This is a genomic window from Pseudoduganella sp. OTU4001, from assembly GCF_038440195.1.
GTDB lineage: Bacteria > Pseudomonadota > Gammaproteobacteria > Burkholderiales > Burkholderiaceae_D > Rugamonas.
In genome coordinates this window covers 169,138-182,977 of sequence record NZ_JASATG010000004.1, presented here as the reverse complement: position 1 = coordinate 182,977, position 13,840 = coordinate 169,138, and the positions used below count along the sequence as shown (strand labels likewise).

Below are 13,840 nucleotides of genomic sequence, written 5' to 3'. Positions count from 1 at the left end.
GAAGGAATTAAAAATCCTATAAAATTAATAAGATCTTTAACTCCAGCTTAACAATCGATGGACAAGATGCGCAGCATGGAAGTCTTCGTGCGGGTGGTCGACTGCGGCAGCTTCAGCGCTGCCGCGCGCACGCTCGACATGTCCACCGTGATGGTCAGCAAGCACGTGGCGGCGCTGGAGCAACTGGTCGGGGCGCGCCTGCTGCACCGGACCACGCGCAGCCAGCGCCTCAGTGAAATCGGCGAACAATATGCCGAGCAGTGCCGCCATATCCTGCAACTGGTGCAGGCCGCCGAGACGGGCGCGCTGGCGATGCGCACCACACCACGCGGCACCCTGAAAGTCAGCGCGCCGGCCGCTTTCGGCAGCCAGTGCCTGGCGCCCGCCATGGCCGAGTACCTGGCCCGCTATCCCGAAGTGAACCTCGACCTGGACTTGTCGAACCGCCTGGCCGATGTGGTGGAGGAAGGACTGGATGCGGTAATCCGCATTGGCCCGCTCAAGGATTCCTCAATGGTGGCGCGGCCCCTGGCGCCGCTGCAGATGATCGTCTGCGCCGCCCCCGGCTACCTGGCGCAGCACGGCACCCCGCAAACGCCGGACCAGCTGGCGCAGCACCGCTGCCTGGATTTCTCGCACTGGCGCCACGATGCGCGCTGGCGCCTGGGTGCCTTGGGAGAATCCGGCGGCACTGCGCCGGTGTGCCGCATGCGCTCAAACAATGGCGAGGCGCTGCGCCTGGCCGCCGTGGCCGGCCTCGGCATCGTGATGCAGGCCGACGCCGTGCTGGCCGACGAGATTGCGCGCGGCCGCCTGGTGCCTATTCTGCGCCCCTACTGGCCGGTGCCGCGCCCGATGCACCTGATCTACCCGCGCGACCGCCAGTCAACGCCCAAGCTGGCCAGCTTCGTCGAGTTCGTTGTCGAGCGCTTCGGCGCCTGATTTGCTTTACAATTTGACAACCAACTATCCATCACACAGATAAGGAGATCCATGGGAATCGTAAAAGCAGCGCTGATGCTATTCATTGCCGCCGTCCTGGCGGCCTGCGGCGGCGGCGGCGGCGGGACAAGCAGCAATCCAAGCAATAACACCGGCGGTACGCCGGTACCGGCCAAAGCCCTGGAGGTCACCCTCTCCAACATTCCCGACGGCGCCAAAGCCGTGGCAACCAGCGCCAGGCTCACAATTTCCTTCAATGCCCCCCTTGGCGCCAATGGTTTGGGCGCCAGCAACGTGCAACTCAGCGACGGTGTGAACAATGTCCCGTTCAGCAGCGAGATTGCCGGCCAGGCAATCACCATTACGCCAGCGGCTCGCTTGCGCTACAAGACCGAATACCGTCTGACCATCAAGGCTGGCGCCAGCGCCGCTGATGGCAGCATGCTGAAAAGCGACTACATCCTGAAATTCAAGACCGTCATGGCGGAGTATGAATCGAAGGAACTGGTGCCTGTTGACCGCACCGTCTACGGGAACAACCTGCCGCGCATCGTCATCGCCAGCATCAACAGCGATGCCCGACCTGACCTGGTGGAACTGGCCGCACTTGGGCGCTCCGACCTGCCGGCGGCAAACGGCTACCGGCTCAACATCTACCTGCAGAACGCCAGCGGTGGAATGGACAAGTTCCAGACGCTTGAATTGATTGCCGACCAGACCGGCTACGCCAAGTACGTCAACAACCTGATCGCGCTGGATATCGACGGCGACAGCAAGCCGGAACTGCTGGTGCCCGAGTACCGCGCGGGCGAGGGTGATACCCAATCCGGCATCCGCATCTTCAAGGCCGGCGCGGACGGCAAATACGTGGCCAGCGCGTTTGTCGCAACGAAGTACACCCAGACCCTGATGGCGGTCGATATCGACGGCGACGGCAAGACTGACCTGATCGGCAGCTCGCCCGACGCAGTCGACCAGGTGACTGGCGGCTTCCAGGTCTTGCGCGGCGGCGCGCAGGGCTTCACAGCGCTGTCGCCTGTTCCAATGGCCGCCGGCAATTACGAAATCGCGAGCGCCGATTTCGACCAGGATGGCAAGCGCGAATTGATCGTCAACCGCGTGTTCGCCAAGCCGGCTACCGGTCCGTTGACCAGCGAGCTGCTGATCTTCTCCCAGGGCGCAGCCGCAGCATTCACCCTGAATAGCGCGTTGACCAATGAAACGGCGGGCTTCTGCAGCAACATCAACATCAACTATTGCCGTAGCATGAAGGTCGCCGACATCAATCGCGATGGCAAGCCCGAGCTGGTCTTTGCCGGCATGCTGGCCGACGGTTCCAATACCGAGCAATACACGCTCGCCTTCAACCGCCGTGCCGGCGGTGGACTGGATAAAGTGTTCCAGGCTTCGCTTGGCCACGATGCATTGGTGTTCTCGGTGCAGGACGTTGATGGCGACAAAGTTCCCGACCTGTTCGTGGTCGGTAACGCCATGTTTGCCATCGTTTCGGTCGGTCCGAATTTCGCGCTGGAGTTCTCGCACCAATTGCGGATGCCGATGTTCGAGACCTTATATCCGCCCAACATCGCGGTCGGCGACATGGACGGCGACGGCATGCCGGACATCATATTCGACAGCTACAACTACGGCATCGTGATGTCGCGCAACCTGAAAAACTAAACCACGCTATACTCGCGGCCATGATGACCATGGCCGCCATTGCTGCGCAACCCAATGCCGCCTCCCTGCCGGGGAGCGCTGCGCGCACGCCTGTCATTACCTGGCTTTTCCGGGCTCGGTGAGGCCTGGGCCGGATCCGCTCCGGCCACCCTCGCCTCACCGAGCCGCCCAGCACCCATCTGAACGGACAACCAGGAGAGTACCCATGCAACCCCACATCACCATTTCATCGCTCGACGCCGAACGGCTGGAAGCCCTGTTCGGCACCGCGCGTCCCGGCGACGCTGCCAGCCGCGCCCTGCTCGATGAACTGGCGCGCGCCGATATCCGCGCGCCGCAAGACATGCCGCCCGACGTGGTGACGATGAATTCCACCGTGCGCTTTGAAATCGAAGGCTCGCGCGAGCAGCGCTGCCTGACCCTGGCCTACCCCAGAGACATGCCGCAGCTGGAGGACGGCATTTCCGTCCTGACGCCGGTCGGCAGCGCCTTGCTCGGCCTGTCCGTGGGCGACAGCATCAGCTGGCCGCGTCCGGACGGCCAGCTGGTGCAGGTGCGCCTGCTGGAGGTGTTATACCAGCCCGAGCGGGCTGGCGAGTACTTCCGCTGATGGCGCGCCGGCCGGGCCGCACACGCGATTGCGGCCTTCGCGCTTGGCGCAGTACAGCGCGGCATCGGCCTGCTGCACCAGCGCTTCGAGCGGCTCGCCGCGCGCCGGCTGGCATACGGCGACACCCAGGCTGAGGGTGATCACCGGCGCCACGGCGGAAGCCGGGTGCGGGATCGCCAGCCCGGCGCAGGCGGCGCGCAGCTCTTCGGCAATGGCCAGCGCGCCGTGCAGTTCGGTGTTGGCGCACAAGAAGACGAACTCCTCGCCGCCGTAGCGCGCCGCCAGGTCGCCGCCGCGCCGCACATGGTGCTGGAACACCGAGGCCACCGCCGCCAGGCAGCGGTCGCCCTCCTGGTGGCCCAGCGCGTCGTTGTAATCCTTAAAATAGTCGATATCGCAGATCACCAGCGCCAGCGGGGCGCCGTTGCGCGCGGCGCGCTGCCATTCGTCGCGCAGCGCGTCGTCGAAGCGGCGGCGGTTGGCCAGGCCGGTCAGCGCATCCACAAAAGACAGGCGCGAGAGATGCTCGTTGGCCTGCTTCAGCGCTTCCGTCTTTTCCGCCACCAGGCGCTCCATTTCGGCCTGGCGCCGGCGCAGGTGGCGTACCCGCAAGCGGTACAGGCCATATGCCGCGCCCATGGTGGCCAGCGCCAGCAGCACGGCAAACCAGCGGGTCTGGTAGAAGTACGGCGGCACGCGCAGGGACATCGCGCTGCCGGCATCGCTCCAGCGCTGGCCGTCGATACTGGCCACCACGCGGAAGCGGTAATTGCCGTGCGCCAGTGCCGGGAAGGTCACCACGCGGTTTGGCCCGACATCGATCCAGTCGCGCGCCAGGCCTTCCAGCTGGTAGCGGAAGCGCACCCGCTCCGCATTCATCAAATTCGTGGCGTTGTACTGGATCGATACGGTCAGCGGGCCCGGTGGCAGCTGCAGTTCCGCTGCCGCCGCCTGCACGGCGCCGTTCACGGTAATACTTTGCAGCACCACCTGCGGCGGCCGCGCCGAATCGGGCAGGCGGCGCGGGTCGACCGTGACCACGCCCTTGGCCGACGGCAGCAGCAGGTTGCCCGCGCTATCGAGCGCGCTGGTCGGCTGCAGGCCGCCGGCAAAAGTGGTGCTGCGCATCAGGTCGGCCGGGCCGAAACCTGCCGAACGCACGCGCGCCAGCTTGCCTTCGGCGAAGGCATCGAGCTCGCTGCGCGCCACGCGGTAGAAACCGCGGTTGGTGGTCATCCACAGGTAGCCGTCGCGGTCCTCCAGGATGCTGAGGCAGGTGCCGTCCCACAGGCCGTCGGCCGGGCGGATACGGCCCAGGTGCTCGCCGCGCAGGCGGTTCAGGCCATCGCCATTACTGCCGATCCACAGCGTGCCGCTGGCATCCTCGTACAGCGACATGATCCAGTTCGACAGCAGGCCGTCGGCTGCGGTCATGGTCTTGAACACGCCATCGCGGTAGCGCACCAGCCCTTCGCCGGCGGTGCCAAGCCACAGCGTGCCGGCGCGGTCCTGCAGGATGGACGACACTACCCCGCTGGGAGCGCCGGCCGCACGCAGCGCCTCGAACTGTTTGCCGGCCAGGCGCGCCACGCCCGATTGGGTACCGGCCCACAGCACGCCCTGGCGGTCCTGGTACAGCACCCGCACGTCGGAGCTGGGCAAGCCTTGCGGCGTGTCGAACACCGTGACCTTGCCCTCGCGCAGGCGCGCCACGCCGTTGGTGTAGGTGCCGATCCACAGCGTGCCGTCGGCCTCCTCCAGCAGGCTGGAAATCTCTTCGCTCGGCAGGCCGGCCTGTTTGCCCAACACGCGGATGCCGTTGGCGTCGATCCGGTTCAAGCCGCCGCCCGCCGTCGCCACCCACGTCACGCCATTGCGCGCCGGCAGGATGGCGCGCACATTGTCGTGCGACAGGCCTTCCGGCATGCCCACCACGGAAAACGGCCGGCTGCGCAGGCGCGCCAGGCCGCTGACCCAGGTGCCGACCCACATGCTGCCTTCGCGGTCGGCCAGCAGCGACCAGATATGGTCGCCCGCCAGGCCGCCATTGCTGGCGATGGCGCTGAAACGTTCACCCACCATGCGCACCACGCCGCTGCCCCAGGTGCCGACCCATAGCGTGCCTTGCGGGTCGCGCGTCAGTGCGGTCAGCTGGTCGGTCGGCAGGCCGTCGGCCACGGTGTACACCTTGATGCGCTCGCCCAGTACGCGCGCCAGGCCGCCGCCGGCGGTGGCAGCCCAGACGCCGCCGGCCGGATCGGCCAGCACCGAACGCACCTGCAAGTGTGGGAAACCGTTGTCGGGGTTGTAGACGCGGAAGCGCCCGCCGCTATAGGAAATCAGGCCGCCGCCGGAGCTGGCGATCCACAGCACGCCGTCGCGGTCGAATGCTACCGCGCGCAGGCGGTCGGTGGGCAGGCCGTCGGCCTGGCGGAAGTAGCGCGCCACGCCCTTGTCCCAGCGCACCAGGCCATTGCTGGTGGCGGCCCACACCGCGCCGTCGGGCGCCTGGGCAAAGCTCCACACGCGCTGGTCGCCCAGCAGGCCGGCCGAAAACATCTGGCGGAACTTGCCGTCGCGGTAAATGGCGGCGCCCTTGTTATGGCCGATCCACAGGTTGTGCTGGGCGTCCTCCATCAGGCCCAGCACCGGCTGCGCGGCAATGTCGGCCGACTCGGCCACCTCAAAGCTGGTGAAGCGGTTGCCGTCAAAGCGCACCAGGCCGGCCAGCGTACCGACCCACAGGTAGCCGTCGCTGGCATGCACCAGGGCCGACACGGCATTCTGCGGCAAGCCCTGCTCGACCTGCCAGCCGTCCAGCCGGTACTGGCTCAGCGCGCGGTCGGGCGTGGCGCCCAGCAGAGGTGCGGCGGCCGGCGCCGCCGGAGCGCTCGCCGCCAGGAAGGCCCATGCCATGACTGCACCCGCTGTACGCGACAGAATACCCATTGTAATTATTCGGTACAAAAGGATGACATTTTAACCAGTTTTTACGCTTCGGCGGCTTTGCGGGCGGCTTTGCAGGCGTACATGGCCTGGTCGGCATGCCGCATCAGCTGGTCGATCACTTCGCCGTGTTCGGGATACAGGGCGATGCCGATGCTGGCGTGCGGCACGAGCGTGCAGCCGCCCAGCACCAGCGGGGTGGAAATCACTTGCTGGATCTTGCCGGCCACGGCTTCGGCCTGCTCCAGGTTGGGCACGTTCTCAAGCAGGGCCACGAACTCGTCGCCGCCGATGCGCGCCACGGTATCGGCTTCGCGGACGCAGGAGGTGATGCGGCGCGCGATCGATTGCAGCAGCTGGTCGCCCGCCATATGGCCATGCTGGTCGTTGACCTGCTTGAAGTCGTCCAGGTCGATAAACAACAGCGCACCGCGCGACTGGCCGCGGCGGCAGCGCGCGATGGCGGACAGGATACGGTCCTGGAACAGGCGGCGGTTCGGCAAGCCGGTCAGCTCATCGTAGCGGGCGGCGTGGGCCAGGTCGGCATGCAGCGCCAGCCGCTCGATCACGGCGCCGGCCTGGCCGGCGGTAAATTCCAGTAAATCGAGTTCCTCGGCAGTCAGGCTGCCGGAGCGGCCCAGGTCCAGCTGCATTTCGCCAAACAGCATGCCCGGCGCGGTCAGCGACACGTGGTGCCAGCCCTGGGTTCGCGACGGTGCGGTGCCGGCCGGGCTACTGGCATACACCACCCGCTCGCCGGGCTGCAGCACCACCATCATGCCGCACACTGGCAGCAAGTCCTGCAGGATCTCGTGGAAACTGCGGAACAGCTCCGGCAGCATTTCCGCGCTGTGGGCGGCGGTGGCCAGGGCCAGCATGCCAGCCTGGCGCTCCTCGGCGCGCTTGCGGCGGCTGATATCGCGCGCGACGCCGATGCGCAGGCGGTCTTCCGGCGACCAGCGGGCCGACCACATGATGTGAGCTACGCCGCCATCCTTGCGCAGGTAGCGGTTTTCGAAACCCAGGCGCGGCTTGCCGTCGCGCACATGTCCCATTTCCGCCACAGTGCGGGCCTTGTCGTCGGGATGGATGAACTCCAGCACATAACGACCAATCATCTCTTCCGGCTTGTAATCAAAGATGGCATGGCAGGCAGGGTTGACAAAGGCTATGCGCCCATCCTCTTCTACGAGGAAAACGGCGTCCAGGAGCAGCTCGGGCAGGCGCTGTAATGCATCAGTCATGCCTTGAGGATACAGTAAAACGCCACCCGGAGGTGGCGTTGGAAGCTTATTCGGAGATGTCGATCACCTTATAGTTCGGATCGCCCGTGATTTGCGCCTCGGTGTATGGCAGCTTGGCCCACTGTCCTTTGGCATACAGCTTGGTCTGGTCGCTGAAGTACGGGCTGTCCGGGTCCGACGACTGGCTGTAGGTCAGGATGCCTTCCGCCTGCGGGGCCCCGCCGTCGTCCCAGGTCACGAACTGGATATAGCTGTTGCCGTAGGCGCCAGCATTGGTCTTCGAGTCCGCCGTATAGATCACGATGCCCGGATAGATCTCGTTGCGCACGCCGCGCCAGTTGTTGAAGGTGTAGCGGCCGCCCGGGATCGGCAGGGCGCCGTCCGGGCGCGACACGGTCTGCACCGCGGCCGGCGTGGTGCGGCGCTTGGCGGCGGTGTCGAACTGGCTGCCGGCGACCAGCGCTTCCAGCTTGGCCAGGGCGGCCGGCACGCTGGCGGCTGCGGCGCCGCGCGGGGTTTCCAGCGGGTCGGCCGGGTCGTAAGGCACGCTCCACCAGGACGCCGCATTCAGCTCGCCCAGTCCCGCATACAGCTCATAGAACAGGATGGCGCCGGCGCTGTTTGGCGCATGGGTCTTGTCCCAGTCCTTCAGCACCGTGCAGGCATCCTTGGCCGCAGCGCTGGCCGACGTGGAAGCCAGGCAGGCGGCGGTGAATTCCGGCAGCCATTTCTGCGCCTTGAAGAAGCGCGCTTGCAGGTACAGCTGCTGCAGGTTGGCCATGGTGAAGCGGTTGCCCGTCAGGCCGTCCGCGCTGGCCAGGCGGTCGCGCACCATGGCGTGGCCGGTACGGGTACGGTTGTTCTGCGGCATGCCTTCGGCATTGGGACCGGTGGCGATGATCTTCGGATAGCCGGTGAGGAACTTGCCGACCGTTGGCCACCAGTGGCTGTCGTTGGCGTTCACGATGTAGTCGCTGCGCTTGACCCATGGACGCTGGGCAGCGCCGATGGCGCCCGCATAGTCGCAGGCTGCGGTGGTGCCCGCCATCACCACCACGCCGGTGGAGGCCATGATGTCCTGGAACGGCGCGCCCTGGGCCCGGCCCGGGACGCAGGCGGCCAGTTGCGGATCCTGCACATTGGCCGCCACCGAGTAGTTGGCGTACAACGCGTCGCCGGCCTTGTCCGCCGCCATGGTGTTCACCCACGGCAGCGCGGTATGGGTGGCCGACGCTTCACGCAGGGTATCCACGCTGGTGGCTTTGCCGTTCAGGATCACCTGGTCAATCAGCTTGTAGTTGCTGTAGTTGGCGTCCTGGATCGCGAAGGCCGTGCTGCTGCCCCAGGCGAAGGAACTGTCCATCAGCATCGGGCCGTACTCGGTGGTGTACAGGGTGCGCGAAAGCGGGGTGACCGCACCGTCCGCGCCTTTGACGCTGATGGTCAGCGGCACCGCCGTCATCGCCACCGGCTTGCCGTCCTTGATGTAGCGGGTCGGGCTGGTCGGGTCGAGCGCGAGATAGCGCAGGGTGAAGCGGTTGTCGGTCGAGAAGGTGTGGGTCCAGGCCACCTTGTCGTTGAAGCCGATCAGCGGGATCGGCACGCCCAGCAGGGTGGCGCCCATCACGTCATAACCTTTGCCGGTGACGGTCAGGTGCAGTTGGTTCAGGCGCAGCGCGCCCCACCATGGGAAGTGCGGGTTGCCGAACACCATGCCCTTGCCGTTCTGGGTGACTTCCTTGCCCAGGCCGAAACCGTTGGAGCCGATGGTGTGCTCGTGCAGCGCCTGCAGATTGCGGAAGATCGAGGACTGGGTGTAATCGGCGGCGGCCAGCAGGCGCGCCCTGGCCTGCTTCGGCGCGGCGGATGCGACTTTCGGGCCTGGCGGCTGGGCCGAGCCGATCGCCTTAATGAAGGCCATCGAGCTGCCGGCCATAGCGGCCTGGGCGAAGCGCAGGTAGGCATCGTCTTCGGTCATCGGCACCACCCAGGCGGCGCCGCGGCAGGTGGCGGGCAGGCTGGCCGGGGGGGTCTCCTTCAGGTAGCGGTTATAGCCCGCGACGAAGCCGGAGGTCAGGTCCTGCGCGTCCTGGCTGGAGGCGGCCTTGATCCTGGCTGCCAGCGCCGGCGTAAACAGCAGCTTGTAGAAGAAATCGGAGTCGACGTTCGGGAACGTATCGCCCAGCTGGCCCAGGTAGCCGCCGGTGCCGCCGAAATGCTTGGAGCGCTCACCGTGCAAGGTGACCAGTTCCTCCGCGTACAGGCAGATATTGTCCTTGGCGAAGGCATAGCCGTAGCCGTAACCGGCGCCCTTGAAATTGGCGGCCTTGATATGCGGCACATTATGGGTGGTGTAGCGGATCGAAGCGACGAAATTGGTGCCTGTAATCGGCGTCGTGGTGGGGCCGGTAGGCGCTGGCGCATCGTCGCTGCTGCTGCCGCAGGCTGCCAGCACGGCCAGGGGGACTAACTTCAAAAAACGGTATAAGTTACTTTTCCTCACATTATCTCCTGTCTTTTTCTGCTTGTTTGGGGGTAACCGACGGGCCATCATACTATGCATTTCTGACAACACAACAAGAACCTGAGCACTTCGTTCACTAGTTAAAAAAAGACGGCATAATCGTGGACATTCTCCAACCACGAGCAGAATTTTCATGACTGGTATCACCGATTTCCCTATCAACGCCAAATGGCCCGCGCAACATCCCGACCGCCTGCAGCTGTATTCGCTGGCCACGCCGAACGGCGTCAAAGTGTCGATCATGCTGGAAGAGATTGGCCTGCCCTATGAGGCACACCTGGTCGACTTCGAGAAAAACGACCAGATGTCGCCGGAATTCCTGTCGCTGAACCCGAACAACAAGATCCCGGCCATCATCGATCCCGATGGTCCGGGCGGCAAAGCGCTGCCGCTGTTCGAATCCGGCGCCATCCTGATCTACCTGGCGGAAAAGAGCGGCCAGCTGCTGCCGGCCGAGCCGGCGGCGCGCTACGAAACCCTGCAGTGGCTGATGTTCCAGAAAGGCGGCATCGGCCCGATGTTCGGCCAGGTCGGCTTCTTCCACAAATTCGCCGGCAAGGCTTTCGAGGACAAACGCCCGCGCGACCGCTACGTGACGGAAGCGGCGCGCCTGCTGGGCGTCCTGGACCAGCGCCTGGCCGGCCGCCAGTGGGTCATGGGTGATGAGTACAGCATCGCCGACATCGCCATCTTCCCCTGGGTACGCAACCTGGTGGAACACTACGGCGCCGGCGACCTGGTGGGCTACGACAAGTTCGCCAATGTGCGGCGCGTGCTGGCCGCCTTCCTGGAGCGCCCGGCTGTTGCGCGCGGGCTCAAAATTCCGGCGCGGGGCTGACCCGGGATACTTGTCAGGCGTACAATGGTTGGCAGCTGCCGCCAACCATTGAGGAGCATTGCCATGCAACGCCTGACACGATTTGCCGCCACCCTGTTGCTGCTTGCCTCCTGGCTGGCAGCCCCCGCAGCCTACGCGGGCAAGCCTTTCCAGCACTATGTGGTGGGCAATGCCACCAATGTAGTGCTGCCGCAGCCGAACAAGCCCAGTATGGTGCTGATGGGCGGCGGACCGGATGTCGATGCGGCTTTCGCCTGGATGATCCAGAAAGGCGGCGGCGGCAATTTCGTGGTGATCCGCAGCCGTGGCACAGATGCCTATAACCCCTATATCTACGCCATGGGCGGCGTGCAGTCGGTCGAGACGCTGGTCATCCCCAGCCGCGAAGCAGCCAACGATCCCTTCGTGGCGCAACGCATTCGCGGCGCGGAAGCGCTGTTCATCGCCGGCGGCGACCAGTCCGATTACATCAACTACTGGCAAGGCACGCCGGTGCAGGCGGCGATCCAGGAACTGGCCAACCGCAATATCCCGGTCGGCGGCACCAGCGCCGGCCTGGCGGTGATGGGCCGCTTCGGCTTCGCTGCGCTGAACGGCAGCATTACTTCCGCTGAGGCGCTGGCCAATCCCTACGACAGGCGCATGACGCTTGAACGCGACTTTCTCAACCTGCAGGATATGGGCAGCGTGATCACCGACGCCCACGTCGATACACGCGACCGGCTGGGGCGTGTCGTGGCGTTCCTGGCACGCATTGTCAACGATGGCTGGGCGCCGATGGCGCGCGGGCTGGCGGTCGATGTCGAAACCGCCTTGCTGGTGGAGGATGGCAAAGGCACGCGCGTTGGGCTGGGCGCCGTGACGTTCATCCAATCGGTCGGCGTGCCGCAGGTGTGCAAGCCGAAACAGCCGCTGACCTACCTCAACCTGAAAGCACAGCGCATGGCTGGCGGTGGCAGCTTCGACCTGCGCAACTGGGCAAGCTATGACGGCGCGACGGCGAACTATACGCTGTCGGCCGATAAGGGCGTGCTGCTTACCAGGTAAAGTCGTCCGGGATCTTGTAGTCGGCGTATGGATCGTCCTCGACCGGCTCGGTGGCGGCCTTCTTGACGTTCACCACCACTTCCGGCGCGCGTTCGGCGATCTTGTCGGCGACCACGCGCGGCACCAGTTCCACGTTGCCGTCCAGGACCACGATCACCAGGCGGCCATTGACCAGGTGCTGCTGCACCGCGTTCGAGACGTAGATGCGGTCGATCTTGCTGCCCAGCGTGTAGTTGTAGGCCACGTCGCCATTGCCTTTCGGCTGGCGGTGCTGCTGCACCATCTGCAGCACTTGCGCCATCAGGGCTTTTTGCGCAGCGGCGGCGTCGCGCTGGGCGTTCAGCTCGCGCGCCCGCTCGGCATTCTTGCGCTGCAGCTCCAGCGCCGCTTCCTTGGTTTCATCCACGGCCTGCACGCCAGTGCGCAGCCCTTCCTTGTACTGCTTGGACTTCTCCTGCTGCACCTTGTTGACCTTTTTCTTGTCAACCAGGCCAGCTTTCATCAATTGTTCTTGCAACGAAACCATTTTAAAACTCCGGCGTATCCATAGATGCGCCGAAGTTTATCAGAGACCGATGCAGCGGTACTTGGTGACCAGGTAGTCGTCCAGCCCGTATTTCGACCCTTCGCGGCCGATGCCGGACTGCTTGACGCCGCCGAACGGTGCGGCGGCGTTGGAGATGGCGCCGGTGTTAATGCCTACCATGCCGTATTCCAGCGCATCGCCGACGCGCCAGCTGCGCCCCAGGTCGCGGGTGTAGAAGTAGCAGGCCAGGCCGAATTCGGTATCGTTCGCCATGGCCACCACCTCTTCTTCAGTGTGGAAGCGGAACAGCGGCGCCAGCGGGCCGAACGTCTCCTCTTTGGCCACCTTCATCGCCTGCGTGGCGCCGGCGATCACGGTCGGCTCGTAGAAGTGTCCGCCCAGGCGGTGCGGCTTGCCGCCGGCCAGCAAACGGCCTCCCTTTTCCAGCGCGTCGGCGATATGCTCCTCCACCTTGCGCACGGCGGCGGCATCGATCAGCGGTCCCTGCGTAACGCCGGGCTCCAGGCCATTTCCCACCTTGAGGCGGTCCAGCGCCTGCACCAGCTTTGCGGCGAAGGCGTCGTACACGTTTTCCTGCACGTAGATGCGGTTGGCGCACACGCAGGTCTGGCCGGCATTGCGGAATTTGCTCAGCATCGCGCCTTCGACGGCGGCGTCGAGGTCGGCGTCGTCGAACACGATGAAGGGCGCATTGCCGCCCAGTTCCAGCGACAGCTTCTTGACGGTGGCGGCGCTCTGCTGCATCAGCAGGCGGCCGATTTCGGTGGAGCCGGTAAAACTCAGCTTGCGCACCAGCGGGCTGGCGGTCAGTTCGCCGCCGATGGCCGGGGCATCGCCGGTCAGCACCGAGAACACGCCTTTCGGCACGCCCGCCTGTTCGGCCAGCGCCATCATGGCCAGCGCCGAGAACGGCGTCTGTTCGGCGGGCTTGACGATCATCACGCAGCCGGCGGCCAGCGCGGCGCCGGCCTTGCGCGTGATCATCGCGGCGGGGAAGTTCCAGGGTGTGATGGCGGCGCACACGCCGACCGGCTCGCGCGTGACCACGATGCGACGGTCGGCGGCGGGGCCGGGAATGGTGTCGCCGTAGACGCGCTTGGCCTCCTCGGCAAACCATTCCAGATAGGAGGCGGCATACTGGATCTCGCCCAGCGCTTCGGCCAGCGGTTTGCCCTGCTCGGTGGTCAGGATGCGCGCCAGTTCGGCGGCGTTATCCAGCATCAGGTCGTGCCAGCGGCGCAGGATGGCGGCGCGTTCATTGGCGCTCGTATTCTTCCAGCCTTGCCAGGCGTTGTTGGCGGCGGCGATGGCGCGGCGGGTTTCGGCAGCGCCCATCAAGGGCACCGCGCCGATGCATTCGCCGCTGGCAGGGTTGTGGATGGCGAAAGTGGCGCCGCTGTCGGCGTCGCACCACTCGCCGCCGATGTAGCACTGCTGGCGCAGCAGGTCTGGATGGCTCATT

The 13,840-nt window shown here is 65.5% G+C and carries 10 protein-coding genes; 5 read left to right on the top strand and 5 right to left on the bottom strand.

The window, feature by feature from the left end; genetic code table 11:
- Positions 1–57 precede the first annotated feature (57 nt).
- From AAHE99_RS05760 to rnk, 3 genes are all read left to right on the top strand, one after another.
- Complete coding sequence (locus tag AAHE99_RS05760) at positions 58–942, top strand: LysR family transcriptional regulator (RefSeq protein WP_342115339.1); 885 nt, start codon at positions 58–60, stop codon at positions 940–942.
- Positions 943–993: 51 nt separating this feature from the next.
- Complete coding sequence (locus tag AAHE99_RS05755; protein ID WP_342115337.1) at positions 994–2,622, top strand: FG-GAP-like repeat-containing protein; 1,629 nt, start codon at positions 994–996, stop codon at positions 2,620–2,622.
- A gap of 205 nt (positions 2,623–2,827) precedes the next feature.
- A complete protein-coding gene (rnk, locus tag AAHE99_RS05750; RefSeq protein ID WP_342115335.1) occupies positions 2,828–3,232 on the top strand; it encodes a nucleoside diphosphate kinase regulator in 405 nt (134 codons plus the stop codon).
- On the opposite strand, the gene AAHE99_RS05745 is transcribed toward rnk, so the two are convergent.
- From AAHE99_RS05745 to AAHE99_RS05735, 3 genes are all read right to left on the bottom strand, one after another.
- Positions 3,194–6,148, bottom strand: coding sequence for a ligand-binding sensor domain-containing diguanylate cyclase (locus AAHE99_RS05745; RefSeq protein ID WP_342115333.1), 2,955 nt, complete (start codon positions 6,146–6,148; stop codon positions 3,194–3,196). The genes rnk and AAHE99_RS05745 overlap by 39 nt on opposite strands.
- Positions 6,149–6,222: 74 nt before the next feature.
- Positions 6,223–7,422 (bottom strand): diguanylate cyclase domain-containing protein, encoded by a 1,200-nt coding sequence (locus AAHE99_RS05740; protein ID WP_342115331.1) that lies wholly within the window; start codon positions 7,420–7,422, stop codon positions 6,223–6,225.
- A 46-nt stretch (positions 7,423–7,468) separates the two neighbouring features.
- Entirely contained in the window at positions 7,469–9,898 is a 2,430-nt protein-coding gene (locus AAHE99_RS05735) for a penicillin acylase family protein (protein ID WP_342115329.1), read from the bottom strand.
- Positions 9,899–10,079: 181 nt separating this feature from the next.
- Here AAHE99_RS05735 and AAHE99_RS05730 point away from each other — a divergent pair, with 181 nt between their 5' ends.
- Together AAHE99_RS05730 and AAHE99_RS05725 are read left to right on the top strand one after the other, a co-directional pair.
- The gene (locus tag AAHE99_RS05730; RefSeq protein ID WP_342115328.1) at positions 10,080–10,784 is read left to right on the top strand and encodes a glutathione S-transferase N-terminal domain-containing protein; all 705 of its coding nucleotides are present in this window, start codon (positions 10,080–10,082) and stop codon (positions 10,782–10,784) included.
- A gap of 63 nt (positions 10,785–10,847) precedes the next feature.
- A complete protein-coding gene (locus AAHE99_RS05725; protein WP_342115325.1) occupies positions 10,848–11,831 on the top strand; it encodes a cyanophycinase in 984 nt (327 codons plus the stop codon).
- Here AAHE99_RS05725 and AAHE99_RS05720 read toward each other — a convergent pair.
- Together AAHE99_RS05720 and AAHE99_RS05715 are read right to left on the bottom strand one after the other, a co-directional pair.
- Positions 11,821–12,357, bottom strand: a complete 537-nt coding sequence (locus tag AAHE99_RS05720) for a DUF2058 domain-containing protein (protein WP_342115323.1) — start codon at positions 12,355–12,357, stop codon at positions 11,821–11,823. The two genes, AAHE99_RS05725 and AAHE99_RS05720, sit on opposite strands and share 11 nt — an antisense overlap.
- Before the next feature lie 39 nt (positions 12,358–12,396).
- Positions 12,397–13,839, bottom strand: a complete 1,443-nt coding sequence (locus AAHE99_RS05715; RefSeq protein ID WP_342115321.1) for an NAD-dependent succinate-semialdehyde dehydrogenase — start codon at positions 13,837–13,839, stop codon at positions 12,397–12,399.
- Between the last annotated feature and the right edge of the window lies 1 nt (position 13,840).